This window comes from Caballeronia sp. 11_S32 (assembly GCF_056930355.1).
Genome location: NZ_JBXOWH010000003.1, coordinates 2,701,378 through 2,727,748, shown reverse-complemented (window position 1 = coordinate 2,727,748; position 26,371 = coordinate 2,701,378). Strand labels below are relative to the sequence as shown.

The following is a 26,371-nucleotide window of genomic DNA, read 5'->3' as shown; positions in this document are numbered from 1 at the left end:
GTCCAAGCCCGGTGAGTTTTGTGAGGGCACTCGCTACTGCCGGACCACGTGCGATCTTCTGTGCCGGGGCCGGTGTGAAGTACTTTGGATGGGGATAGCTGTTTCTTTGGTTACTTTCTTTGCAGCAGCAAAGAAAGTGACTGCCGCCCCGCACAGGGGCAACGCCAATAGACCGACGCGAAAACAGGATTCCACGAACGAAAGAAAGCCCAGTCGAAAGACAAACTCACCGCCCGAGATAAGATTCAATAACCCCTTCGTCCCGCTTGACGACATCAAGCGTCCCTTCGGCGAGGACACTGCCTTCGGCCATCACCGTGACCTTGCCACTATCGCCTGCCAGCGCGGCAACAAACTCCATGTCATGCTCGACGACCATCATCGAGCACGAACCGCGCAGCTTATTCAAAAGTTCAGCAAGCTCCATGGTCTCGTGATCGGTCATCCCGGCGGCGGGTTCGTCGAGCAAAAGCAAAGCAGGCTGCTGCATTAGCAACATGCCGATTTCGAGCCGCTGCTTCTGTCCATGCGACAACTCGCCCGCAAGCCGCGTCGCCTGATGCTGCAGGCGAATCAACTCCAACGTTTCCTCGATGCGAACCTGCGCATGACGATCCAGCCGCGCGCGCAACGATGCGAACCAGCGCTTGTCCGTCTTCATCGCGAGCTCGAGGTTCTCCCACACAGGATGATTCTCGAACACGGTCGGCTTCTGAAACTTTCGGCCGATGCCCGTGCGCGCGATCACCGGCTCCGACATGCGCGTGAGATCCAGCGTCTGGCCGAGAAAAACCTTGCCGCCATCGGGGCGCGTCTTGCCGGTGATGACATCCATCATCGTCGTCTTGCCCGCGCCGTTCGGGCCGATGACACAGCGCAGTTCGCCTACGTCGATCGAGAGCGTCAGCTTGTTCAACGCGCGAAAGCCATCGAAGCTCACGGTCACGTCTTCGAGATAGAGAATCGTGCCGTGCGATATGTCGATCTCGCCGGGCGCGAGCACATGTCCCAGGCCCGCGACGCCGTTGAGATTGGTGTGCTCTTCGACAGAGGGAATCGGCGGCAGATCGACGATCAATGCATGGTGTGCGGTCATTCTGCGCAATCTCCTGCGGTCTTCTTGCGGCGCGCGAGTTCGATGAGACCCATGATGCCGTTCGGCAGAAGCAAGGGCACGAGCGTGAAGATGAGGCCGAGGAAAAACAGCCAGTATTCCGCGAAATACGCCGTGAAAAAGCTCTTCGCACCATTCACCGCGAACGCGCCGACGATCGGCCCGATCAAGGTGCCGCGTCCGCCCACGGCGACCCAGATCGCCATTTCGATCGAGTTCGCAGGCGACATCTCGCTCGGATTGATGATGCCGACTTGCGGCACATACAACGCGCCCGCAATGCCGCACAACACCGCCGATACGGTCCAGATGAAAAGCTTGTAAGCGAGCGGGCTGTAACCGAGGAACATGAGACGCGCTTCGCCATCGCGCACGCCGGTGACGACGCGGCCGAGCTTCGACGTGACGATCCAGCGCGCCGCGAGAAACGCGAGCACGAGCACCGCGAACGTAATGAGGAACAATACGGTGCGCGTGCCGGGATGCGTGATCGGAAAGCCCGCGATACGCTTGAAGTCGGTGAAGCCGTTATTGCCGCCGAAGCCCGTTTCGTTGCGGTAAAAGAGCAGCATCGCGGCGAAGGTCATGGCCTGCGTGATGATCGACAGATACACGCCCTTCACGCGCGAGCGGAACGTGAAGAAGCCGAACACCCAGGCGAGCACGCCAGGCACGAGCACGACGAGCAGCAACGCAACCCAGAGATGTTCCGTGCCTTCCCAGTACCACGGCAGCTTGTGCCAGTCGAGAAACACCATGAAGTCGGGGAGGTCGCTCTTGTACACGCCTTCGCGGCCGATCGAGCGCATCAAGTACATGCCCATCGCATAGCCGCCGAGCGCGAAGAAGAGCGCGTGGCCGAGGCTCAGGATGCCGCAGTAGCCCCATACGAGATCGAGCGCGAGCGCGCCGATCGCATAGCACATGAGCTTGCCGACGAGCGTCATCGCGTAAGCCGACAAATGGAACGTGCTCGTTTCCGGCAGCACGAGCGCGCTGACCGGCACGAAGATGCCCATCGTGACGATGAGCGCGATCAACGCGATCCAGCCATTGCGCGGCAGGAGCGCGGCGCGCGGCGGCAAGCCGAGCGCGAAGCCCGCGCACGCGGCGTTCGAGTCGGGTTGCGGCGCGACGTCGAGGTTGGCGGCGATATTGGTCGAGGCGGTCATGATTCAGGCCTCCGCGCTGCGGCCCTTCAGGGCGAACATGCCCTGCGGACGCTTCTGAATGAACAACACGATGAGCACGAGCACCGCGATCTTCGCGAGTACCGCGCCCCAGAACGGCTCGACGGCCTTGCTGACGAGACCGAGCCCGAAGCCGCCGATCACGGTTCCGGCAAGCTGACCGACGCCGCCCAGCACCACCGCCATGAACGAATCGATGATGTAGCTCTGCCCGAGATCCGGACCGACGTTGCCGATCTGCGAGAGCGCGCAGCCGCCGAGTCCCGCGATGCCCGCGCCGAACGCGAACGCATACGAATCGACACGCGCCGTCTTAACGCCGACGCACGCGGCCATGCGGCGGTTCTGCGTCACCGCGCGCACGAAGAGGCCGAGGCGCGTCTTCGTGAGCACGCCCCACGCGATTGCCACGACTGCGAGCGAGAACGCGAGGATCGTCAGACGGTTGTACGGCAGGATCAGGTTTTGCATCACGGCGACGCCGCCGCTCATCCATGAAGGGTTCGTCACCTGCACGTTCTGCGCGCCGAAGAGCGTGCGTGTCGCCTGAATGAGGATCAGGCTGATGCCGAAGGTCGTCAGCAGCGTTTCGAGCGGACGTCCATAGAGATGCTTCAGCACGAGCCTTTCCAATACGATGCCGACCAGCGCCGCCGCGATGAACGAAGCGGGCACGGCGAACAGCGGATACCAGTTGAACGCGGCGGGCGCGTAGTGCTGCACGAGGTTTTGCACGACGTAGGTCGCATACGCGCCGATCATCAGGAACTCGCCGTGAGCCATGTTGATGACGCCGATCAGGCCATACGTGATCGCCAGTCCCAGCGCCGCGAGCAGCAGCACGCTGCCGAGCGAGAGTCCCGCGAAGATCGTGCCGAAGATTTCGCTGCGTCGTTGAATCGAATCGAGCGCGTTGATGCCTTCCTGCGCCGCGTCGCGCACGCGTTCGTCCGGCTCGTTGAAGGTGCCGTCGGACTTCTTCGCGACGATGGGGCGCAGCAGCTCGTACATGTCGAGGTCATGCCGCGCGGCGACGAGTTGCGCGGCTTCGATGCGCTTGTTCACGTCGGGATCGTGCAGCGCGGTCATCGCCCAGAGCGTGTCGAGGCGCTTCTTCAGTTCGGGGTCTTTCTCGATGGCGCGGGCGTGATCGATCATCGGCTTCATCGATGCATCGGGGCTCTTCAGCAGCGCCGCGATGGCTTCGCGGCGCTTCGCGATATCGGTCGATGCAAGCTGCAAGCCCGACAGCGCGCCCGCTACTTTCGTGCGCAGGATATTGCTCAGCGTGATCTGCTGCGCGTCCGGCGCTTCGACGGGTTTGCCGGTCATCGGATCCTTGGTGCCATCGTCGGTTTGAAGGTAGACGTGGCCATTGTCGGTCGCGACGAGCGAGCCATCGGACAGGGCGTTCAGCACGGCAACGGATGGCGCATCGGCATTCGAAATGAGCTTGTCGATGGCGGCGGACTTGGCTTCGAAGTCGTCGCCGGCGAGCGGGGCGAGATCGTCGTTCGTGAGCGCGCGAGCGCTGAACGGCGCGATCGCGATGAAGAGCGCGAGCAGGACGCGCAAGAAGGAACCGGTCATGATGGCCTTTCTGATGAGACATGAACGGCCGCGCGCATCACGGATGACGTGAATGAGTGCGCGGCCTCACCGCTTCAAACCATCAAAGCATCACGCGACGCGCACGCGCTGACGACGCAGGAACGACGGAATCGAGCTCACCATATCCGGCTTGCCCTGATTGCCCGCGATATACGGGCTCCACGGCTGCGCGCGGATCGCGGTCTTGGTCTTCCACACGACGTTGAACTGGCCGTCGCCGCGAATCTCGCCGATCATCACCGGCTTGTGCAGATGGTGATTGCCGTCCATCGTCAGCGTGAAGCCGGAAGGCGCGGCGAAGGTCTGGCCGACCATCGCGGCGCGGACCTTGTCGACATCGGCGCTCTTTGCCTTTTCCACGGCCTGCTTCCACATGTGGATGCCGACGAAGGTGGCTTCCATCGGATCGTTGGTCACGCGCTTGTCGCCGCCGGGGAGGTTCTGCGCCTTTGCATACTCGAAGAACTGCTTCTCGAACTTCGAGTTGTTCGTGTTCTTCACCGACATGAAGTAGTTCCATGCGGCGAGGTGCCCGACGAGCGGTTTCGTATCGATGCCGCGGAGTTCTTCCTCACCGACCGAGAACGCGACGACGGGCACATCGGTCGCTTTCAGGCCCTGGTTGCCGAGCTCCTTGTAGAACGGTACGTTCGAATCGCCGTTGATCGTAGAGATGACGGTCGTCTTTCCCCCTTGGGCAAAGGTCTTGATGTTCGCGACGATGGTTTGATAGTCGCTATGTCCGAACGGTGTGTAGACCTCTTGAATGTCCGCATCCTTGACGCCCTTGGAGTGGAGGAACGCGCGCAGGATCTTGTTGGTCGTGCGCGGATACACGTAATCGGTGCCGAGCAGGAAGAAGCGCTTTGCGTTGCCGCCTTCCGCGCCCATCAGGTATTCGACGGCGGGGATCGCCTGCTGATTCGGCGCCGCGCCCGTATAGAACACGTTGCGCGACATCTCTTCGCCTTCGTATTGCACGGGGTAGAAGAGCAGGCCGTTGAGTTCCTCGAAGACCGGCAGCACGGACTTGCGCGATACCGAGGTCCAGCAGCCGAACACGACGGCGCACTTGTCCTGTGTGAGAAGCTGGCGCGCCTTCTCGGCGAAGAGCGGCCAGTTCGAAGCCGGATCGACGACGACGGGTTGAATCTGCCGGCCCATCACGCCGCCGCTCTTGTTGATATCGGCGATGGTCATGAGCGCCGTGTCCTTTAGCGATGTCTCGGAGATCGCCATCGTGCCGGACAGCGAATGCAGGATGCCGACTTTGATCGGACCCGTATCGGCGGCTTGGGCTTTCGTGATCGGAAGCTGACCCGCGAGGGCGAGTGCGCCCGACATGGAGCCGAACTTCAGCAGACTGCGTCGTTTCATGATGAGTGTTCCCCTTGCCGATGTGTTTGTTTGAGCAATGACGATTGCTCGGTTCGTTCTGCAAGGGTTGTGCCAATTAGGGTGGAATGGCTTTGTGGCAACGGTTTCGCGGGGTTTTTTGCTGTCGGCGACTTCGGAATTGAGCGGGGTTTTGGTGCACGCTTTAACGCGGGTGCATCGTTGCGGTGCGTGGTTGCTTTGTTATCGTTCGGCTGGGTTTTGAGTTTTGTTTTTTGCTTCGTTTCGTTTTGTTTCGGCTCGACGCGCCGGATTCCGGTTTTGCGTTGATCTAATAGCGTTGCGTTTGAGCCGGGCCTCCTGCGCGTGTTTTCATGAAATCCTGTTTTCGTGTCGGTCTATTTGCTCTGCCCCTGTGCGGGGCGGCAGTCACTTTCTTTGCTGCTGCAAAGAAAGTAACCAAAGAAACAGCTTGTCCCATCCAAAGTGCTTCAAGCCGGCCCCGGCACAGAAGATGGTATGTGGTCCGGCAGTAGCGAGTGCCCTCAAAGGTCTAACCGGGCTTGGACCGCGCACGGTCTGGCAAGCTAGGCGTTTAAGGGCGCTGGTTCAGCACCAAATAGCTCCAGCACAGCGCTACGCGCTGCCGTTGGGTCTGCAAGGGAAACCAACGGTGGGCGAATGCGGAGAGATAGACGCGTTAGCAAAAAGGCGCGCGCCGACCCAATTGACCGGTCGGCCGCGAAGCGGGCCGGAGCCTTTTCGTGCTGAACCAGTAAGTGAAGTGGCGCGATGTGTCAGACCGTGCGCGATCCAAGCCCGATTAGGCCTATGAGGGCACTCGCTACTGCCGGACCACTTGCGCAGTTCTGTGCCGGGGCCGGCTTGAAGTACTTTGGATGGGGATAGCTGTTTCTTTGGTTACTTTCTTTGCAGCAGCAAAGAAAGTGACTGCCGCCCCGCATAGGGGCAACGCAAATAGACCGACGCGAAAACAGGATTTCATGACCGGCGAAACCCGATGTAGCCAGATGACAGCGTAAGCAAGGAAGCACATGCACCCCCGATTGACTGGTCGGCCGCGCAGCTTGGTCGGATCTGTTCTCGCATCATTTCGATATGCTGATCAAGCTCCCAGCTACCGCAAATCGAACCGCCGCAGCTTTCTGCAATGACGCGTCAAGATGGAGCGGGGCTTTATAAAGACTGGCGTCGTGGTCTCGATATCGAATTCGAGCGCGCTGTCGCAGCCATGAGAATAACTAAGACATTCAAACTTTTTCCTAGTCTATTTTTCGATAATTAACAATCCAAAGTATTTCAAGGTTGTAAGGTAGTGGAAGGCAAAATTACAAGACCTTGATCGCGAGACGCGACTGAGTGAATTACAGATCGGATCCATCAGTCGGACGGAAAGACCGCATTGATCCTCGAGCCAGGTATGACGGCGCCGATGGTCAGGCCACTAGAGGAAGTCGTCGCCCGCAGCAGCGGGAAGATGCTGCTCTTCACCTCACGCGCGTCCCTCGCCGGTGAGATGGCGCGCTTCGACTTCTCGTGGTTCATCCCCGCCGTGGTTCGCTATCGCAGACTCTTGCTCGAAGTGCTCGGCGTCTCGTTCGTGCTGCAACTGTTCGGGCTGATCTCGCCGCTGATGTTCCAGGTGGTGATGGACAAGGTGCTCGTCAATCGCACCTACAGCACGCTCAACGTCGTGTGCGTCGCGTTGCTGGTGAGTTCGGTATTCGAAATCCTGCTCACGGGGCTGCGCAACTACGTGTTCGCTCATACGACGAATCGTATCGATGTCGAACTCGGTGCGAGGCTGTTCCGTCATCTGCTGGCATTGCCACTCGGCTACTCGGTTTATGCAGCCGACACATCGCCCGCCGATTCGGCTGTGCCGATGCACATGCTTGCCAATTCGTCACCGACGCGTTGCTGCATTAAAGCCAGGTTGCAGTAGTCCAGGCATGCCATCGCAAGCTCATCGGGCGAGCGATGGTATGCATCACGCGTCAGCCTTGCTGTCCAGCGAGGCACGCCTTCCACGACGTCAGCAGCCTCGTTCGCTCTTCTTTCGCTCGATGAAGCCGATTACTTCATCGAGCGCTTGCGAATAGCTGAACGCGCCGACCGGCAGCGCTGGCGATGCCAACACCTCAACGATTAACCATCCTCGCCGGCACGCTCAACGCAAGCAAAGCCCCAAGCACGAGAAAGCCGGTGAGCATATACATGCCGCTCGCATTGGAACCGGTGGCCTGCTTGAGCCACCCCACGAGATAGGGACTCAGAAACCCGGCAAGATTGCCGAGCGAATTGATCATCGCGATACCGGCAGCGGCGCCGGTCCCCGCGAGGAACGCCGTCGGCAGGCTCCAGAACAACGGCAGCGTCGTGAGAATGCCCATCGTCGCGAGCGTGAGGCCGAGCATCGCGAGCGTCGTATTGCCCGCCAGCACGACCGACATCACCAACCCGATCGCCCCGATGAACGCGGGAATCGCGATATGCCAGCGACGCTCGCCGGAGCGATCTGCGCTGCGCGCCGCGTACAGCATGCCGATCACGGCCGCGCCATAAGGAATCGCGGAGAGCAGCCCAACGTGGAGCGCATCCGAAATGCCCATCGATTTGATGATGGTCGGCAGCCAGAAGCTCACGCCATAAAGCCCCATCACGAACGAAAAATAGATGATGCTCATCAGCCACACCTTCGGGCTGGAGAGAATCTTGCCGAGCGACAGATCTTCCTTCTCGACGTTATCGGCGGCGATATTGCGCTCGAGCAGTTCGCGTTCTTCCTGCGTGAGCCACGCAGCCTTCGAAATGCGGTCGTCGAGCTTCAGGAACACGACAATGCCGACGATGATCGACGGAATGCCTTCGAGCAGCAGCAGCCATTGCCAGCCGTGCCAGCCGTTTTTCATGTGGAACGCATCCATGATCCAGCCGCTGATCGGCCCGCCGATCAGACCGGAAAGCGCGATGGCCGTCATGAACAGCGTCGTCATGCGACCGCGCCGGCGCGCCGGAAACCAGTACGTCAGATAAAGGATGATGCCGGGGAAGAAGCCCGCTTCCGCCGCGCCGAGCAGAAAGCGCATCACGTAGAACATGGTCGGCGTGCTGATGAACATCGTGAGGGCGGAAATGATGCCCCACGTGATCATGATCCGCGCGATCCACACGCGCGCGCCAACGCGATGCAGGATGATGTTCGACGGAATCTCGAAGATGAAGTAGCCGAAAAAGAAAATGCCCGCGCCGAAACCGTACACGGCGTCCGACAGTTGCAAGTCCGCGGCCATCTGCAACTTGGCGAAGCCCACGTTCACGCGGTCGAGATACGCGACCACATAACAGATGAGCAGAAGCGGCGCGAGCCGCCAGACGACCTTTCGATATGTCGCCTCCTCGAACGCGGAAGGCGCCCCCGCGCCGGGGCGGGGCATGGGTTTGGCGGTGCTGGCCATGTTGCTAGTCTCCATTAATTATTTTTGCGCGAAGCCGAGCGGATGGGCCCGCTCACGATTACGAACGCGTAAGGATTCTAGCCCCTCGGCATCGACGCCAAACGCTTGTTTTCGCTAGGGAAAGCACGGATGTTTAAGCGCACGCCGCATTCGTCGCGCGGCGTGCGCGGCCTCGGTCAGACGCAGCGTCCGCCATCCACTTCGAGCGCGACGCCGGTGATGAACTCGGCATCGTCGGAGGCGAGATACAGCGCTGCATTTGCGATGTCCTGCGGCGTGGAAAGACGGCCGAGCGGAATCGTCGCGAGAAACTTGCGGCGGTTCTCGGGCGTGTCTTCCATGCCCATGAACTCGGTGAGCAGGGCGGTTTCGCCCATCACCGGATTGATGCAGTTCACGCGGATGCGGTCCGTGCCCAGTTCGACCGCGAGCGCCTTGCTCGCGATGATCACCGCCGCCTTGCTGCCGTTGTACCAGACGAGCCCCGGCCTCGGCCGCACGCCCGCCGTCGACGCGATATTGATGAACGCGCCGCCGCCCTGCTCGCGGAAGTAAGGCACGAACTGCTCGACGCTCCAGTAGATGCTCTTCACGTTCACCGCATAGACGCGGTCGAACTCGGCCTCGGTCACGTCGAGCACGGGCTTGTTACGGTGCGTCGTGCCCGCGTTGTTGACGACGACCTGCACGCTGCCGAAGTCCTGAATCGCGGCATCGAAGAGCGTTTGCCAGTCGGCGCGTTTCGTGACGTCGCCCGCCACGGCTATCGCGCGGCCGTGCTTCACTTCCGGCGACGACGCGAGCGCGATCTCACTCGCCACACGTTCGGCCGCCGGGCCGTTCAGATCGTTGACGACGACATTCGCGCCTTCGCGCGCAAAGGTCTTCGCGATGCCTTCACCGAAGCCCGAGCCGCCGCCCGTCACGATCACCGTCTTCCCTTGCAGTCGCATGCGAGTCTCCCGTTATCCGTGCTTGATGGCGATGGTCTTCAGCGTCGTGAAGCCGTACAGCGCCTCGAAACCTTTCTCGCGTCCGTGTCCCGAGTGCTTCACGCCGCCGAACGGCAATTCGATGCCGCCGCCCGCGCCGTAGTTGTTGATGAACACCTGCCCCGAGCGCACGCGGCGCGCAAGGCGCATCTGGCGCGCGCCGTCGCGGGTCCAGATGCCCGCGACCAGGCCGTAATCCGTGCCGTTGGCGAGCCTGAGCGCGTCGGCTTCGTCGTCGAAGGGCATCGCGGCGAGCACCGGGCCGAACACTTCCTCGCGCGCGAGACGATGCGTTGGCGGCACATCCCGCAAGAGCGTGGGCGCCTGATAGAAGCCCGACTCCGGCGCATCGCCGACGACTTCGCCATGCGCGGCCATCCCGATGCCGTCGTGCTGCGCATCGGAGAGAAAATCCCACACGCGCTGCTGCTGCTTCGCGCTGATGAGCGGGCCGCAGTCGAGATCGCGCTTGCTCGGGCCGACCTTCAGCGCCGCGAACGCCTGCGACAGGCGCTCGAGCAGCGGCTCGTACGCGTCGCGCTCGATCAGCACGCGGCTGCCCGCCGAGCACGTCTGCCCGGCGTTCTGCACGATAGCGGCGACGAGCACGGGCAGGGCGGCGTCGAAATCGGCATCGGCGAACACGATTTGCGGTGACTTGCCGCCGAGTTCCAGCGTGACGGGCACGTGGTTGTCGGCGGCCATCTTGGTGACGGCCGCGCCCGTCGCGGGCGAGCCGGTGAACGAAATGTGATCGATGCCCGGATGCCGCGCGAGCGCCGCGCCCGCTTCGTGGCCGTAGCCGGTGACGATATTGAGCGCGCCGTCGGGCAGGCCCGCTTCCGCCGCCAGTTCCGCGACGCGCAACAGCGACAGGCACGCATCCTCCGCAGGCTTCACGACGCACGCATTGCCGGCCGCGAGCGCCGCGCCGACGCTGCGCCCGAAAATCTGCAGCGGATAGTTCCACGGCACGATGTGGCCCGTCACGCCGTGCGGCTCGCGAATGGTGAGCACGGTGTAGCCGTGCTGATAGGGGAGGGTTTCGCCGTGCAGCTTGTCGGCGGCGCCCGCGTAGAACTCGAAATAGCGCGCGATGCCGGTGGCGTCGGCGCGCGCCTGCTTGAGCGGCTTGCCTGTGTCGCGTGCCTCGACCTGCGCGATTTCCTCGTGGCACGCGGCGATCAGCATCGACAGGCGCGCGAGGATGCGTCCGCGATCGACGGCGTTCATCGCGCCCCAGTCGCCATCGAACGCGGTGCGCGCGGCGGACACCGCGCGGTCGATATCGGCGGGCGTGCCGCGCGCGATCTGCGCGAAGATCTGCCCGTCCGACGGATCGACGACCGGAATCGTCTCGCCGCCCGATGCCGCGACCCAGCGGTTGTCGATGAAATGCTTCGCGTCTTCCATGCATGTCTCCTGAAACGAGTGTTCTGCTGCCGGAAACCGATGCCGGGTTCGATTATCGCGCCAACGCCCGGCGCGCGCCGTGCGTGGCAAGGACGCAGGGCCCGATTGGCTATAATGACGCAATCACGCGCCTTCATGCGCGCGCGCCGCGGCGGTTCCAAAGCACCGTCCGTCCGTGCGATTCCATCTCCTACCTCAACTTCTCCAGAGAGTGCTCATGAGCTTCAACAACGTACCTCCCGGCAAGGATCTCCCGCAGGATTTCAACGTCATCATCGAAATTCCCGCACAGAGCGATCCGGTCAAATACGAAGCGGACAAGGACATGGGCCTGCTCGTCGTCGACCGTTTCATCGGCACCGGCATGCGCTATCCGGCCAACTACGGCTTCATTCCGCAGACGCTCTCGGGCGACGGCGACCCGGTCGACGTGCTCGTCATCACGCCGTTCCCGCTGCTCGCGGGCTCGGTCGTGCGCGCGCGCGCGCTCGGCATGCTGCAAATGACGGATGAATCGGGCGTGGACGCGAAGCTCGTCGCCGTGCCGCACGACAAGATCTGCCCGATGACGGCGAACATCAAGTCGATCGACGACGTGCCGGAATACCTGAAGGATCAGATCAAGCACTTCTTCGAGAACTACAAGGCGCTCGAAAAGGGCAAGTGGGTGAAGGTCGAGGGCTGGGTGGGCATCGATGCCGCGCACAAGGAAATCTCGGAAGGCGTCGCGAACTACAAGAAGTAAGCGGCTTTTCCGACGAAACGCCGCCGCGCTGTGAAAGCGCGGCGGCGTTTTTCATTCTTCTTCGCTAGTCTCGGCCTGAGGCAGCAACGATTCGAGCGATCGCTCTCCCGCGATCAACGCGCGCTTTTGCTGCGCGCTCAGACGCTTCACGCGATATTCGGCGCGCAACGCCTCCGATCTCCCCGCCAGTTCGAACGACGCCAGCACACGCAGCGGTTTTCTCGCACGCGTATAGCGCGCGCCCTTGCCGCTCGCATGCGCGATGAAGCGCGCTTCGACGTCCGTCGCGATGCCCGTGTAGAGGCTGCCGTCGGCGCATTCGATCAGATAGAGGAACCACGGCATCGCGTTATTTTTTGGCGCTCGTGAAGGATGTGCCGCGCATTATCGCCGAAAGCACCGCGTTGGGGCACGCTTTCAGGGTGCTCTTGCCCGCTTCGGCGTGCCGATGCGACTTGCGCGAGAATAGCCGCTTTCGGGCGCGTTTTGCGTTTATCGGGCGCGCTCGTCGATCAATCACTGCGAGGTAGCCTGTTGAATCGCGAGATCGAAATTCATGTGGTCGACGCGCTGGATGCCATCCCGGCCGACGACTGGAACCGGCTCGCCGGCGACAATCCGTTCGTGCGTCATGCGTTTCTTTCGGCAATGCAGGAAACGGGGTGTGCCGTGAAGCGCACCGGCTGGCGCGCGCATCATCTGATACTGCAGCGCGGCGGCGAATTCGCGGGCGCGATGCCGCTCTATCTGAAGTCGCACTCGCGCGGCGAATACGTGTTCGATCACGCATGGGCCGATGCCTTCGAGCGCCACGGCCTGCACTATTACCCGAAGGCGCTGTCCGCCGTGCCGTTCTCGCCGGTGACGGGCCCGCGCCTCATCGCCGCGCATCACGAGGATCGCGTGTTGCTGGCGCGCGGCGCTATCGAACTGACGCGGCGGCTCGAACTCTCGTCGCTGCACGTGCTGTTTCCGAATGCGCAGGATGTCGAGGCGCTGACGGACGCGGGCTACATGCTGCGCGAAGGCGTGCAGTTTCACTGGGAGAATCTGCCCGGCGACGGCTTCGAAAGCTTCGACGCGTTCCTCGCGACGATGAGCCACGACAAGCGCAAGAAGGTGAAGCAGGACCGCCGGCGCGTGATGGAAGCGGGCGTCACATACAAGTGGCTGCGCGGCGCGCAGATCGACGAAGGCGCGCTCGACTTCTTCTACGAGTGCTATGACAACACGTATCGCGAGCACTGGAACGCGCCGTATCTGACGCGCGAGTTCTTCGGCCGCATTCACGCCGATGCGCCCGACAGCATGCTGCTCGTGATCGCCGAAGCGGACGGCGAGCGGCTCGCGTGCGCGCTCAACATGATCGGCGGCGACACGATGTACGGCCGCTATTGGGGCACGCGCGAGTTCATCTCGGGGCTGCACTTCGAGACGTGCTACATGCAGGGCATCGCATATTGCATCGAACATGGGCTCGCGAGCTTCGAGGGTGGCGCGCAGGGCGTGCACAAGATGTCGCGCGGTCTCTTGCCGACGCCCACCTGGTCCGCGCACTGGATCGCGGATCAGCGCTTCGCGCACGCGATCGCCGAGTTTCTCGATGCCGAAACCGAGGCGATGGATCATCACATCGAGGAACTCGAAGCGCATACGCCGTTTAGAAAGAAGCGCTGATGCGATAATCGTTTCACCCTTTCATCGCCTACTGTTCCCGCTGCAACTCGCGCACATCCATGTCGACCATGAGCAGAAACTTCTTCAACCTCTACAGCCACGACTTCGCGCGCGTCGCGGTCGGCGTTCCGTCCTGCAAGGTGGCCGATCCCGCCTTCAACGCCGCGCAGACGATCGATCTGGCGAAACAGGCCGCGGCGCGCGGCGCGGTGCTCGTCGCGTTTCCCGAGCTCGGCATTTCCGCCTATACGTGCGACGACCTGTTCCATCAGCGCGCGTTGCTCGATGCCTGTGAAGACGCGCTGACGAGCATTCTCGAAGCGTCGAAGGGCCTGAATATCGCGATGATCGTCGGCGCGCCGGTCAGAGCCGAGCACAAGCTCTTCAATTGCGCGATCGTCATCGCGGACGGGTTCATTCGCGGCGTCGTGCCGAAGAGCTATCTGCCGAATTACGGCGAGTTCTACGAGGCGCGTCAGTTCAGCCCCGCCGATGCCGCGGCCACGAACTCGATCACGCTCTGCGGTCAGGACGCGCCGTTCGGCGCGTCGCTGCTGTTTCAGATCAGGGACCTTCCGTTCTTCCGCTTCCACGTCGAAATCTGCGAGGACGTGTGGGTGCCCATTCCGCCGTCGTCGTTCGCGGCGCTCGCGGGCGCGACCGTGCTCGTGAATCTGTCGGCATCGAATATCGTCGTGGGCAAGTCGGCGTATCGGCATCAGCTCGTCGGGCAGCAGTCGGCGCGTTGTGTCGCGGCGTATCTGTACACGTCGGCGGGAAATGGCGAGTCGTCCACCGACCTGGCTTGGGACGGGCAGGGCCTCATCTACGAGAACGGCGAGTTGCTCGCGGAGTCCGAGCGCTTCTCGGACCAGTCGCATCTCATCTTCGCCGATGTCGATCTCGAGCGGCTCTCGCGCGAACGCATGCGGCAAACCACCTTCGGCCGCTCGACGCACCGGCATGCAAGCGAAGTCGAACAGTTCGACGTGATCGAGTTCCCGCTCACGATTCCGTCCGACGGGAAGCTGCCGCTCGAGCGCCGCGTCGCGCGCTTTCCGTACGTGCCCGCCGATGCCGCGCGCCGCGACGAACGATGCAACGAGGTCTACAACATTCAGGTGCAGGCGTTGCTGCAGCGGCTTCAGTCGTCCGGGATGTCGAAGGTGGTCATCGGCATTTCGGGCGGACTCGACTCGACGCATGCACTGCTCGTGTGCGCGAAAGCAATGGACCGTCTCGGACTGCCGCGCTCCAACATCCTCGCCTACACGATGCCCGGCTTCGCGACCAGCGACCGCACGCTGCGGCAGGCGCGCGAGCTGATGGAAGTCGTCGGCTGCACGGCAAGCGAGATCGACATTCGCCCGAGCTGCGTGCAGATGCTGACCGATATCGGCCATCCGCACAGCACCGGTGAGGAGCAGTACGACATCACGTATGAGAACGTTCAGGCCGGCGAGCGCACGAGCCACCTGTTCCGGCTCGCGAACTTCAACAACGCGATCGTCATCGGCACGGGCGATCTGAGCGAGCTGGCACTTGGTTGGTGCACCTACGGAGTGGGCGATCACATGTCCCACTACAACGTCAACGCGAGCGTGCCGAAAACGCTGATCACGCATCTGGTGCGCTGGGTGGCGGAGTCGGGGCAGATCGGCGGCAGCGGAACGGATGTGCTCGAAAACATCCTGAGCACCGATATCAGTCCCGAGCTCATTCCCGGCAAGACGAGCGGCGTGGTGGAGCAGAAGACGGAGAGCGTCATCGGCCCGTACGAGCTGCAGGACTTCAACCTCTACTACACGCTGCGCTTTGGCTTTGCACCAACGAAGGTCGCGTTCCTCGCGCTGCATGCGTGGCGCAACCGCGATGCGGGCGCGTGGCCGGAAGGTCCGACCGTCGCGCGGAATCAATACGACCTCGGCGAGATCCGCAAGAATCTGCGGATCTTTCTGGATCGATTCTTCCGCACGAGCCAGTTCAAGCGGTCATGCATACCGAATGCACCGAAGGTCGGGTCGGGCGGCTCGCTTTCTCCGCGCGGCGACTGGCGCGCGCCGAGCGATGCGCAGGCGACGGTGTGGCTCGAAGACCTCGAGCGCGTCCCGGAGAAAGAGTGATCTCACGTGTTATTCGATGATCTCGCGGTTTACCGAACCGCTTGCTCGATGAAACGCGGCTAGAATCGAAAGCATGTGCCCTTCGCGGGGCACGACCTTTTTTCGAACCCTCTTGAATCGATCCATACGCGAGGCACGCCATGAAACGCATCACCGCCATCATCAAACCGTTCAAGCTCGACGAAGTCCGTGAAGCGCTCGCCGAAGTGGGCCTCACGGGCCTGACGGTCACGGAAGTGAAGGGCTTCGGCCGCCAGAAGGGGCACACCGAGCTCTATCGTGGTGCGGAGTATGTCGTCGACTTCCTGCCGAAGGTGAAGATCGAAGTCGTGGTCGCGAACGATCAAACCGATCAGGTCATCGACGCGATCATCGGCGCCGCGCGCACCGGCAAGATCGGCGACGGCAAGATCTTCGTCGCCGATGTCGAGCGCGTGATCCGCATCCGCACCGGCGAGGAAAACGAAGCGGCGGTCTGAGCGCCGCGCTTTCTCGCGCCATGCCGGCCCGCCGCTCGCGCGGGCCTTTCTTCCCGCGTTTCCCCCGTACGCGCATGCACCAGCGCGATGCGCGTCGTCGTCCCCGATTTTTTTCGCCCGCTTTTATTGCCTGAGCGCAGGATTGCCCCGTCCGTGCGGTAACATCGAATTCTGGTTACATTTTTGTAAGGAATCGTTTGATGCATCACGCGATCGGCTTCATTCAGGATCTCGCGGTGATCATGGCCATAGCGGGCGTCGTGACGGTGCTGTTTCACCGTCTGCGGCAGCCGGTCGTGCTGGGCTATATCGCCGCGGGTGTGATCATCGGGCCGTACACACCGCCGTTCAATCTCATCCACGACGAAGCGACGATCCAGACGCTCGGCGAGCTTGGCGTCGTGTTCCTGATGTTCTCGCTCGGGCTCGAATTCAGCCTGCGCAAGCTGTTCAAGGTTGGCGCGACGGCCTTCGTCGCGGCGCTTTCAGAGATCGTGCTGATGATCTGGGTCGGCTACGAGATCGGGCGCTGGTTCGACTGGAACGCGATGGACTCGCTGTTTCTCGGCGCGATGCTCGCGATCTCGTCGACGACGATCATCGTGAAGGCGCTCTCCGAGCTCGGCATGAAGCGCGAGAATTTCGCGCAGATCGTGTTCGGCATTCTGATCGTCGAGGATATTCTCGCGATCGCGATGCTCGTGCTGCTCTCCGGCATCGCGCAGACGGGCTCGGTGAGTGCGGGCGTCGCGGCCGTCACGCTCGGCAAGCTGCTGCTTTTCATGACGGTGTCGCTCGTCGTCGGCATTCTCACGGTGCCGCGCGCGCTCAATTACGTCGCACAGGCGAAGAGCGACGAGATGCTGCTCGTCACCGTGCTCGGCTTCTGCTTCGGCTTCTGCCTGCTCGTCGTGAAGCTCGATTATTCGATCGCGCTCGGCGCATTCCTGATCGGCGCGATCATGGCGGAGTCGAAGCATCTCGCGCGCATCGAGCATCTGATCGCGCCGGTGCGCGACATGTTCTCGGCGATCTTCTTCGTTACCATCGGCCTGTTGCTGAATCCCGCCGTGCTCGTCGACTATGCATGGCCGATCGCCGTCATCACGATCGCCGTCGTGCTCGGCAAGATCGTGTCGTGCGGACTCGGCACCTTTCTCGCGGGCAAGGACGGGCGCACGTCGATGCGTGTCGGCATGAGCGTCTCGCAGATCGGCGAGTTCTCGTTCATCATCGCGTCGCTCGGGCTCTCGCTGAAAGTCACGAGCAGCTTTCTCTATCCGATCGCGGTGGCCGTGTCCGCGCTCACGACGCTCTTCACGCCGTATCTGATCCGCGCCGCCGATCCGATCACGATGCGCCTCGCCCGCGCGATGCCCGCGCCGCTCGTGCATACCTTCGGCCTGTATTCGCAATGGCTCGCGAGCCTCACGCCCGTCTCCGGCGGCCCGACGCTCTTCTCGATGACACGGCGCATCGTCCTGCAGATCGCCGTGAATCTCGCGCTCGTCGCGGCGATTTTCCTCGGCGCGTCGTATGCGGCGCCGTTCGCGTCGGGCTATCTCGCGCGCTGGCTCGAATCCGACAACGCGCAGCGCGTCGTGCTGTGGGGCGCGGCGCTCATCGTCGCGCTGCCGTTTCTGGTCGCGGTGTATCGCAAGCTCGACTCGCTCGCGCTGCTGCTCGCGGAAGTGAGCGTGCAGCCCGCGAAAGCGGGGCGCTTCACGAGCGCGATCCGCTCGGCGATTTCCGGGCTGATTCCGATCGTCGCGATGTTCGGCGTCTTTCTGCTCGTGGCCGCGTTGTCGGGCGCCATTCTGCCGCCGTTCGGGCTGATGGTCGGCGTGCTGCTGTGCGCGGCGCTCTTGCTGACGGTGCTGTGGCGCTGGTGCGTGAAGATTCACGCGACCATGCAGATCGCCTTGCGCGAGACCTTCGACGAGACGCGCGATCATTGACGGCTTTCTTCACGGGATAGCCCTGACAGCGGCGCGCGGCGGGTTCCCGCGATAATGTGAGCCAATGTGACCAAATGTGTGCTGGTTTGCCCCGTCCTGTTGAGAGGCGGATAATTGGGGTTTGTCCATTCTCCTAACGGCGCTCGAGCGCCTGAATCCGGAATGAGCGATAACAAAACGTCCAACGACGCAAGCAGCACCGACGCGCGCCGCAGCGGCGCGGATTCCCAGGGCGCGCCACGCAGCGCGAATCCCACGGCGCCGCCCGAAGCGGCGGCAGCGGCCTCGGCGCCCGGCCCCAAGGCGAGCGCGGCCGAGCGGGCATCGACGGATGCGCCTTCGAGCGCAGCGAACGTCGAACCGGCCGATACGGCGCAGGCCCGGCGCGACGACGCACGGCAGGACGCCCGCGAAGCGCGGGCATCGGCGGCGAGCGCGACGGCCGCGCAGGAAGCGGCGGTGCGCGAGAAGCACCGGGCGTCGGGAAATCCCAGGGCGAGTCTCGCCGAAAATCTCGAAGCCGCGACCGAAGCGGAAGCCGCGAGCGCGGCCAACGCGCAGTCCGCCTCTTCCGATTCGCCGACTGGCCGCGCCACGGCTGCGCCTGCCGCGGTCGGCGTGCAGCCGCAAATCTCCGACGCGCCGGACTTCACCACGCTCAATACGCCGCCCTTGCCGCTGTCCGAGCAGGCCGCCGCGCCGGCCCAGCCCGCGTATCTCAAGCAGTCCGATTCGGCGTGGTCCGTGTTCGGGCGCATCATCGCGGCGCGGGCTCGTCAGATTTTCGATCGCGCCGGGCAGCGCATCACGCAGCGCACATTGCGCATCGGCGTGTCGGCGCGCATCTTCCACCCGGAGCCGGGCGCGAAGGGCCTGCGCGGCAAGACGCTGCAATATCTGGAGGAATCGATTGCGCACTGGGTCATGTCGCGCGATGTGCTCGTCTTCATGATTCCGACGGTCGGCCATCAAGGCATGCTGCATCCGAGCAACATCCGTCTGCGCGACTATGCGAAGCATCTCGACGGTCTTCTGCTGCAAGGCGGCGCGGACGTTTCTCCGCAGTCCTACGAGGAAGTGACGACGCGTCCCGAATGGCCGGGCGACCGCGTGCGCGACATGTACGAGCTGGAGCTGCTGCACGAGTTCGTCGAATCGGGCAAGCCCGTGCTCGGCGTGTGCCGCGGCTGTCAACTGATCAACGTGGCGTTCGGCGGCACGCTCTACGGCGATATCGCCACCGATGTCCCGACGGCCGGCATCCACGTCAACGAGCAGTACGATCAGCATCGCCATTCGATTCGTTTCCCCGAGGGCTCCACGCTCGTCAACATGTTCCCGCACCAGCGCGAGGCGATCGTCAATTCGATCCACCATCAGGCGGTGAAGACGCTCGGTCGCGATCTGAATATCGAGGCGGTGTCGGCGTCGGATGGGATCATCGAGGCGGTGCGGTATCGCAAGTCGCCGTTCGTCGTCGGCGTGCAGTGGCACCCGGAGTTTCATCGTGCCGGCGGCGCCGAGCTGCTCGATTGCACGCCGCTGCTCGACACCTTCCTGCGCGTCGCGCGCGAGACGCGCTTCTAGACACCACGCTTTCGATACGCCAGAAGCGAGAAGGCCCGCTCGATCCGAGCGGGCCTTCTTCGTTTTCAGGCGCGTGCCGCCGATATCACCGCGATGGCGTCGCGCCGATCGGCGCAAGCCCGGCTTCGGTTTGCCGCTGAAGCTGATCGACCTGCAGTTGCAGCGCGCGCAGCTTGCGTTCGGCCTCGAGCTTGTCGGTCTGCAACGCGGCCGATTCGGCCTGCAATTGCTGCTGACGCTGCGATACCTGCGAATCCTGCTGCTGCGCCAGCGCGAGATCGGCGGAAAGGCGGTTCGCCCGATCCGCGGACTTCGCGATCACGCGGTCGAGCAGCGCCTTCTGCGCCTGCAACTGCGTGCGGCGGATTTCGCCGTCGGCGAGGTCGTAGCTCTTGCGGGCGAACTGCGCGTAGATCGATTCGGCGCGGGCCGCGTCCTGCGTCTTCACGACGCGCCACCAGCGCGTGTCCTGCGAGAGCGCGATGTAATACAGCATGTCCTGCGCGAGGAAGAAGAGCTTGGCGCCGTAACTGCCGTTGCGCGTCGAGCGCATTTCCATGAGGCTGCCGGCCTGCGCGAGGTTCTGCAATTCGGCGATGTTGCCTTCGACGCGCGGCGCGTTCGAATCGGCGTTCAGGTCGGACAGGTCTTCGGGGGCGGCCTGCGCGGGTGCGTCGGCCGGCGCGGCTTTGGCCGCCGTGGGCGCTGCGAACGTGCTCGTGAGCGGCGAGAAGATGCCGCAGAAGGACAGGGCGAACGCAAGCGTCGCGTAACGGATATAACGGAGTTGCTTCATGTGGGCATCGTGGCCGGAATGGTTGATCGGACTGGCAAAGCGTTGTCTCTGATGCGTCGCGGGCCGTTCGTCTCTCACTGCGAGTTATTTGTTGGCGCGCCGTGGCTCGATGTGCCGTGCGCGTTGCTATCGAGGGTCGGCGAATGCTGGAGGATCGCGTACAGCGATGCCGGGTCCATCGAAGTCGAGGGCGTCGCCGGCCGGCTTGCACGCATGGCGACCGGTACTGCGTGCGCGTAACGCACGGTGTCATGCGTCGCGATGCGCGCGTCGGCCGCATGGGTTCGCGCGATGGTTCTCTTTTGCGGCGCCGGTGCGAACCTGGCGCGCGTTGCGTGCCCACGATCTGCAGTCACGGCGACGTAGCGCTCGCGGAATTTCCTTGGCTTCGTCGTGGCGTGCGAGGCTTCGGCGCGCGGCGTGACGTGACCGGCCCGCGTGTGCGCCGTGGCGTTGGCGGCTTCGTTCCGCGTCGTGACGTGATCACTATCGTTCCGCCTCGCGGCCGGTGCGATGACCGCTGTGGCATTGGCCGCCGGATTCGCGAGCGGCGATGCCGCCGGCGCCGCTGCGGGCGATGTCGATGTCTGCGCCACGATGACGGGCTCGGCTTTCGCGGTTTGATTGGCGCTGTACGCAACGGCGGGCGCGGGCGGCGTCGAGGCCGGGGCGGGCCCCGCGAACTGCGCGCCGGTGTCCGGATGCGTGTGCGTTCCGAGTTCGTCGGCCGGGGCGGAGCGTTGCGAGCCCGGCTCGTGCCCGAACAACAGCCATACGATGACAGCCGCGCAGGCGGCGGCGATGGCGGTGGCGACGGGTTTGCTGAAGCGATGCTTCTGCGCGCCCGGAGTGGCCGGCGTGCCCACGGACAGATGGATGGGCTCGGCGGCGGGCGCGCCGTCGGCTTCATCCGCGGGTTGCGGGGCTTGCGTCAGGTGCAGCATCGCGCGGGGGATGTCTTCCTTGGCGAACAGGCCCCAGAGGCTCATTGCGCGATAAGGCGAGCGCTTGTCGGACAGGCTCAATGCAGGCACATAGGCGGTCTCGAAGCGCGCCGCGAAGAGCGGGAATTCGGACCGGGTTTGAACGGGGCGCGTACGTGCGGGCGACCACTCGAAACCGAAGTTCAAGGACGGATCCGTCAACGTGCGCAGCGTCGGCAGACGCAGGTTGCCTTCCACTACGATCAGAGGTTCGGTCATTAAGATTCCACATGCATGCGCCCGGGCACGGGCAACGGGACAGCTCGCCCGGACGTTCGTGACGCCGGAGACAGCGCCGCGGGTTCGGCGCGAGGATGGCCGAAAATAACCCGCGATCATACGAAACGGCCACGGCCCGGACGACCAGAAGATTCCTATTGTCTATTTTTGACAGGAATGCTTATTGACTGATGTGGAATATCTGTGTTTAGCCGAGCGGCAAAATGTAACGCAGCGAAAACAGGTCGATGCCTGCCATCTGGTCCGCTTCGCGCGCGTCCAGCTTCCAGCCGCGCGATTCGTAGAAGCCGATCGCTGCCGCGTTCTGCTCCAGCACGGAAAGATGCAGTTGCCGCGCGCCACGCGAGCGGGCCCAGCGCGCCGCTTCGTTCAGCATCACGGTGCCGGTGCCGAGACCGCGATGCCCGGGCAGCGCGTGCAGATTGTCGACGAGCACGCTGCCCGTCTCGTCCGGCTCCACGAGACAGACGAAGCCGACCGCATCGCCTTCGTGCTCGGCGATGAGCACGCAACCCGCGCCGGCCTCGATCTCCTTCATGCGTGCAACCCAGTAAGCGGCGCGTTCGTCCGGAAGATCGAGGTCCAGATAGCTGTCCGGCAGGATGCCGCGATACGCCGAAGCCCAGCTACGCACGTGCATCGAGGCGATGAGCGGCGTGTCGGCGGGTGTCGCCACGCGCAGCGAGACGTTGGCTCCGCCCACGGCCTGTTTCGGTGTCAGCTTGGGGTTAGGCATATGTAATCGCATTTTAAGCTTTGTTGACCGAGATTGAGCGAAGTTGCGTGCAGCGCCAACGGCGTCGGCGTTAAAATCGAGGACACTGTACTTACAGAAAACGAAACAGCGTCAGCGCCATTGAACGCGGCCGATACGTCACAACCGCCGTCGACGGTTTTCGCCATCCCGCGCGCAAACCTGTGCGCCCAGCCCGATCTCCGAGAAAGTCATGTCCACGACCCACATAGCACCCGCCAACGAATCGAAGTTCAAGACGGTATTTCGCGTCGTCAGCGGAAACTTCCTTGAAATGTACGACTTCATGGTCTACGGCTATTACGCTTCGGCGATCGCCAAGACCTATTTCCCGAGCGGCAACGAATTCGCTTCGCTGATGCTCGCGCTGTCCGTGTTCGGTGCGGGCTTCCTGATGCGGCCGGTCGGCGCCATCGTGCTCGGCGCGTATATCGACCACCACGGGCGGCGCAAGGGCCTGATCCTCACGCTGCTGCTGATGGCGATCGGCACCATGTGCGTTGCGCTCGTGCCGGGCTATGCGGCCATCGGCGCGCTCGCGCCGGTCATCGTGCTGGGCGGGCGTCTGCTGCAAGGCTTTTCGGCCGGCGTGGAACTGGGCGGCGTGTCGGTGTATCTGTCCGAGATCGCGACGAAGGGCAACAAGGGCTTCTATTGTTCCTGGCAGTCCGGCAGCCAGCAAGTCGCCGTCGTGTTCGCCGCGCTGATCGGCGTGATCATGAACCGGCTCCTGCCGCCCGAACAGATGACCGCATGGGGCTGGCGCGTGCCGTTCCTGATCGGCTGTCTCATCGTGCCGTTCCTGTTCATCATCCGCCGCTCGCTGCGCGAAACCGACGAATTCCTCGCAAAGAAGCATCGTCCGAGCATGGGCGAGATCGCGCGCTCGATCGCGCAGAACTGGGGCGTCGTGCTTGCCGGCATGGGCATGGTCATCATGACGACGGTGTCGTTCTATATGATCACCGCGTACACGCCGACCTTCGGCAAGGAAGTGCTGAAGCTCTCCGCCATCGACGCGCTCGTCGTCACGGTGTGCGTCGGCATTTCGAACCTCGTCTGGCTGCCCGTGATGGGCGCGGTGTCCGACCGCATCGGGCGCCGTCCGGTGCTGCTCGTGTTCACGATTCTCACCATTCTCACGTCGTATCCGGTGGTGCAGTGGCTCGTCGCGGAGCCGTCGTTCGGGCGGCTCTTGATGTGCGAACTGTGGCTGTCGTTCCTGTACGGAAGCTATAACGGCGCGATGGTCGTCGCGCTGACCGAAGTGATGCCCGTCGATGTGCGCACGACCGGCTTCTCGATGGCCTACAGCCTCGCGACCACGATCGGCGGCTTCACGCCCGCGATCTCCACGTATCTGATCCACGTGACGGGCAACAAGGCGGCGCCCGGTCTGTGGATGGGCCTCGCCGCGATCTGCGGACTGATCGCGACGCTCGTGCTGTATCGCTCGTCCGAGGCGCGCAATCAGTACAAGACGGCCTGACGGCGTCGGACGATCAGAAAAATCCCTCGCTCCGGATCGTTCCGGCGCGAGGGATTTTTTTATGCAGGAGGCGAAGCGAGCGCCGCCGCCGTTTCCGCGATCACCTCGCGCCATTGCCCCGGCGCGCGCTGACGCACGAGCCGTGCGCCCGGATACCACAGACTCTCGTTCGTGCCGATGCCCCAGCGCCAGTCGGCGGAGAAGGGCAGCATCACCCAGACTGGCTTGCCGAGGGCGCCCGCGAGGTGCGCGACGGATGTATCGACGGAAACCACCGCATCCAGACGATCGACGAGCGCGCCCGTGTCCGCGAAATTCTCGAGTCGCCCTTCGAGCCGGTGAATGGACTTCGCGTTCGGATGCGCGCTCAGCACGTCGCGCTCGCGGCCGGTGAGAAAGGGCTGGAGCACGATCCAGTCGATGCCCGGCAGCGCGAAGAGCGGCGCGAGCTCGCTGACCGGCACGGAGCGGGTTTCGCCCGGCTGCATCCGTCCCGACCACGTGATGCCGATCTTGCGCCGCGCCTGACCGCCGATCGAGCCGCGCCACTTGCGGCGGTAATCGGCGGGCACGACGAGATACGGCGCGCGCGCCGGAATCGTCTCGGGCGTGGTCATGCCGAGCGCGAGGGGTAAGCTGAGCAGCGGGCAAAACGCGTCCGCGCGCGTCGGGATGCCGTCGGATTTGCTTTTCAGCTCGACGCGCGCCGCGTGCGCGGCGGGCGCGAGCAGCGGAACCAGCGCGGGCTGCACTTCGAGCACCAGCTTGCCGACGCGTTTCGCGGCGAACGGCACGAAGCGCGCGAACTGCAAGGTATCGCCGAAACCCTGCTCGGCGCGCACGAGAAGCGTGCCGCCCGGCATCGGCTCGCCTGTCCAGCGCGGCAACGGCGGCGCGGGTTCGCTGCCGGGCGTTTGCAGACGCCATTCGTAGGCGGCGAGGCCGCGCGCGTAGTCGCCGGTCGTGAGCAGGGCGAGGGCGCGGTTCAGTTGCGCGGCGGGCATCGACGGATCGATGCGCAGCGCCTCGTCGAACGCGCGCAGCGCCGCACGGTGCGCGCCGAGCGCGAGATGCGCGTTGCCGAGACAGAGCCACGCGACGCCGTACTTGGGATCGAGTCCGACCGCGCGCTCGAAATGCGGCACGGCATCCTCGTGACGGCCGAGCTTCGCGAGCGCGTGGCCGAGCCCGAAATGCCCCGGCGCGAAGCGCGGCTGCAACGCGACCGTCTTCTGCAGCACGGGCAGCGCGTCATCGGGATGGCCGTTCGCGTCGAGCAGATTGCCGAGATTGAAATGCGCGGCGACGTAGTTCGGTTCGACGTCGAGCGCGGCGCGAAAGTGCGCGATCGCGCCGAGCGTGTCGCCGAGCGCGTTCAGCGCCATGCCGAGATTGTTGTGCGCGCCGGCATGACGCGGGCGCAGCGCGAGCGTGCGCTTGAACGCCTGCGCGGCGTCCTTGAAGCGGCGCAGCGACGAAAGCGCGTTGCCGAAGTTGTTCCACGCGGCCGGATCGTTGGGCTGCAGGCGCAGGACTTTCTCGAAGGCATCGGCGGCGTCTTCATGACGGCCCGCCGCCGTGTAGGCGTTGCCCAGGTTGTACTGCGCGAGCGGAAAGCCCGGCGCGAGCGTAAGCGCGTTGCGAAAGCGCTCGATGGCGTCGTCGATGCGGCCGAGCGCCTTCAGCGCGTTGCCAAGGTTCAGCTGCAGGCCGGCATCGGTCGGACGCAGGTCGACGGCGCGGCGCACGAGCGCGGCCGCCTCCGCGTGCTGGCCCTGTTGATGGCGCAGCACGCCGAGATAATGCAGCGCGTCGACGTGATGGGGTTCGGCGGCGAGCGCGGCCTGATAGTCGCGCTCCGCGTCGGTCAGGCGGCCGTCACGATGGGCCGCGAAACCGCGGGCGAAAACGGTGTCCATGACGGAAAAGGAACTACATGCCCGGAAAAACAAACCCCGCATTTTCCCACACCCGAGCCGCTCACCCGGAAAAGCGCGGTTGACATGTTGCTGCGATGGCACTTAACATATGAACACATATTCATATGTTTGCTATATCCATGCCTGCCGATCCGTCCCCCGCCGCCGGCGCGGCCACCTCCGACGACCGCGTCGTGCCGCTCGCCGACCTGTTCCGCCTGCTCGGCGACCCGACGCGCCTGCGCATCGTGCTCGCGTGCGTCGAACAGAGGCGCGCGGTCGGGGCGATCGCCGAATTGCTCGGGCTGTCGGCGTCGCTCGTGAGCCATCACCTGCGTCTGTTGCGCGCGGCGCGGATCGTGCGGGCCGAACGCCAGGGCAAGCAGGTGTTCTACGTGGCGGCGGACCGCCACATCAGCGCGATGCTGGGCGAGCTGCTGGAGCACGTCGCCGAGCCACAGGCCGACGCCACGGATATCGAATGAAA

20 protein-coding genes and 1 pseudogene are annotated in these 26,371 nt (G+C 63.7%); 9 read left to right on the top strand and 12 right to left on the bottom strand.

The window, feature by feature from the left end:
• Nucleotides 1–226: 226 nt before the first annotated feature.
• The 4 genes from urtD to urtA form a co-directional block, all read right to left on the bottom strand.
• Nucleotides 227–1,096, bottom strand: a complete 870-nt coding sequence (gene urtD, locus AC1Z32_RS24450) for an urea ABC transporter ATP-binding protein UrtD (RefSeq protein ID WP_483481325.1) — start codon at nt 1,094–1,096, stop codon at nt 227–229.
• Nucleotides 1,093–2,286: an urea ABC transporter permease subunit UrtC gene (gene urtC, locus AC1Z32_RS24445; protein ID WP_483481323.1), complete on the bottom strand. Its 1,194-nt coding sequence runs from the start codon at nt 2,284–2,286 to the stop codon at nt 1,093–1,095. The genes urtD and urtC overlap by 4 nt, the downstream gene beginning before the upstream one ends.
• Nucleotides 2,287–2,289: 3 nt before the next feature.
• On the bottom strand, nt 2,290–3,894 hold the full coding sequence (gene urtB / locus AC1Z32_RS24440) for an urea ABC transporter permease subunit UrtB (RefSeq protein ID WP_483481321.1): 1,605 nt from the start codon (nt 3,892–3,894) through the stop codon (nt 2,290–2,292).
• Between the two features lie 90 nt (nt 3,895–3,984).
• Nucleotides 3,985–5,292 (bottom strand): urea ABC transporter substrate-binding protein, encoded by a 1,308-nt coding sequence (gene urtA / locus AC1Z32_RS24435; protein ID WP_483481319.1) that lies wholly within the window; start codon nt 5,290–5,292, stop codon nt 3,985–3,987.
• Between the two features lie 1,363 nt (nt 5,293–6,655).
• Between urtA and AC1Z32_RS24430 the strand changes: the two are divergent.
• Nucleotides 6,656–7,111 (top strand): annotated as a pseudogene (locus AC1Z32_RS24430) (ABC transporter transmembrane domain-containing protein); the annotation flags it as partial.
• 301 nt (nt 7,112–7,412) lie between these two features.
• On the opposite strand, the gene AC1Z32_RS24425 reads toward AC1Z32_RS24430, so the two are convergent.
• From AC1Z32_RS24425 to AC1Z32_RS24415, 3 genes are all read right to left on the bottom strand, one after another.
• Nucleotides 7,413–8,729 carry an MFS transporter gene (locus AC1Z32_RS24425; protein WP_483481317.1) on the bottom strand — a complete coding sequence of 439 codons (1,317 nt, stop codon included), beginning with the start codon at nt 8,727–8,729 and terminating at the stop codon, nt 7,413–7,415.
• 176 nt (nt 8,730–8,905) lie between these two features.
• Nucleotides 8,906–9,682 carry an SDR family oxidoreductase gene (locus AC1Z32_RS24420; RefSeq protein WP_483481315.1) on the bottom strand — a complete coding sequence of 259 codons (777 nt, stop codon included), beginning with the start codon at nt 9,680–9,682 and terminating at the stop codon, nt 8,906–8,908.
• Nucleotides 9,683–9,694: 12 nt separating this feature from the next.
• Nucleotides 9,695–11,134, bottom strand: coding sequence for an aldehyde dehydrogenase family protein (locus tag AC1Z32_RS24415; protein ID WP_483481313.1), 1,440 nt, complete (start codon nt 11,132–11,134; stop codon nt 9,695–9,697).
• Between the two features lie 217 nt (nt 11,135–11,351).
• Between AC1Z32_RS24415 and ppa the strand changes: the two genes are divergently transcribed.
• Nucleotides 11,352–11,879 (top strand): inorganic diphosphatase, encoded by a 528-nt coding sequence (ppa, locus tag AC1Z32_RS24410; RefSeq protein ID WP_483481311.1) that lies wholly within the window; start codon nt 11,352–11,354, stop codon nt 11,877–11,879.
• A gap of 51 nt (nt 11,880–11,930) precedes the next feature.
• On the opposite strand, the gene AC1Z32_RS24405 is transcribed toward ppa, so the two are convergent.
• A complete protein-coding gene (locus AC1Z32_RS24405; protein WP_483481309.1) occupies nt 11,931–12,224 on the bottom strand; it encodes a GIY-YIG nuclease family protein in 294 nt (97 codons plus the stop codon).
• A 189-nt stretch (nt 12,225–12,413) separates the two neighbouring features.
• Between AC1Z32_RS24405 and AC1Z32_RS24400 the strand changes: the two genes are divergently transcribed.
• The 5 genes from AC1Z32_RS24400 (at nt 12,414) to AC1Z32_RS24380 (ending at nt 19,703) form a co-directional block, all read left to right on the top strand.
• Entirely contained in the window at nt 12,414–13,556 is a 1,143-nt protein-coding gene (locus AC1Z32_RS24400; RefSeq protein WP_483481307.1) for a GNAT family N-acetyltransferase, read from the top strand.
• A gap of 68 nt (nt 13,557–13,624) precedes the next feature.
• Nucleotides 13,625–15,679, top strand: coding sequence for an NAD(+) synthase (locus AC1Z32_RS24395; RefSeq protein ID WP_483481305.1), 2,055 nt, complete (start codon nt 13,625–13,627; stop codon nt 15,677–15,679).
• A gap of 140 nt (nt 15,680–15,819) precedes the next feature.
• Complete coding sequence (gene glnK, locus AC1Z32_RS24390; protein ID WP_008342452.1) at nt 15,820–16,158, top strand: P-II family nitrogen regulator; 339 nt, start codon at nt 15,820–15,822, stop codon at nt 16,156–16,158.
• Between the two features lie 200 nt (nt 16,159–16,358).
• Complete coding sequence (locus AC1Z32_RS24385; protein WP_483481302.1) at nt 16,359–18,116, top strand: cation:proton antiporter; 1,758 nt, start codon at nt 16,359–16,361, stop codon at nt 18,114–18,116.
• Between the two features lie 162 nt (nt 18,117–18,278).
• Nucleotides 18,279–19,703: a gamma-glutamyl-gamma-aminobutyrate hydrolase family protein gene (locus AC1Z32_RS24380; RefSeq protein ID WP_483481300.1), complete on the top strand. Its 1,425-nt coding sequence runs from the start codon at nt 18,279–18,281 to the stop codon at nt 19,701–19,703.
• Nucleotides 19,704–19,788: 85 nt separating this feature from the next.
• Here the strand turns inward: AC1Z32_RS24380 and AC1Z32_RS24375 are convergent, their stop codons facing one another.
• The 3 genes from AC1Z32_RS24375 to AC1Z32_RS24365 all read right to left on the bottom strand — a co-directional run bounded on the left by AC1Z32_RS24375 (nt 19,789) and on the right by AC1Z32_RS24365 (nt 22,458).
• Nucleotides 19,789–20,499 (bottom strand): DUF2968 domain-containing protein, encoded by a 711-nt coding sequence (locus AC1Z32_RS24375; protein WP_483481298.1) that lies wholly within the window; start codon nt 20,497–20,499, stop codon nt 19,789–19,791.
• Between the two features lie 74 nt (nt 20,500–20,573).
• A complete protein-coding gene (locus AC1Z32_RS24370; protein WP_483481296.1) occupies nt 20,574–21,701 on the bottom strand; it encodes a hypothetical protein in 1,128 nt (375 codons plus the stop codon).
• A gap of 208 nt (nt 21,702–21,909) precedes the next feature.
• On the bottom strand, nt 21,910–22,458 hold the full coding sequence (locus AC1Z32_RS24365) for an N-acetyltransferase family protein (protein WP_483481294.1): 549 nt from the start codon (nt 22,456–22,458) through the stop codon (nt 21,910–21,912).
• Nucleotides 22,459–22,669: 211 nt separating this feature from the next.
• On the opposite strand from AC1Z32_RS24365, the gene tcuC reads away from it, so the two are divergent.
• Nucleotides 22,670–23,965: a tricarballylate/proton symporter TcuC gene (gene tcuC / locus AC1Z32_RS24360; protein ID WP_483481292.1), complete on the top strand. Its 1,296-nt coding sequence runs from the start codon at nt 22,670–22,672 to the stop codon at nt 23,963–23,965.
• A gap of 59 nt (nt 23,966–24,024) precedes the next feature.
• On the opposite strand, the gene AC1Z32_RS24355 is transcribed toward tcuC, so the two are convergent.
• Nucleotides 24,025–25,884, bottom strand: coding sequence for a tetratricopeptide repeat protein (locus AC1Z32_RS24355; protein ID WP_483481290.1), 1,860 nt, complete (start codon nt 25,882–25,884; stop codon nt 24,025–24,027).
• Between the two features lie 125 nt (nt 25,885–26,009).
• Here AC1Z32_RS24355 and AC1Z32_RS24350 point away from each other — a divergent pair, with 125 nt between their 5' ends.
• Nucleotides 26,010–26,369 (top strand): ArsR/SmtB family transcription factor, encoded by a 360-nt coding sequence (locus tag AC1Z32_RS24350; RefSeq protein ID WP_483481288.1) that lies wholly within the window; start codon nt 26,010–26,012, stop codon nt 26,367–26,369.
• The last annotated feature ends 2 nt before the right edge of the window (nt 26,370–26,371 follow it).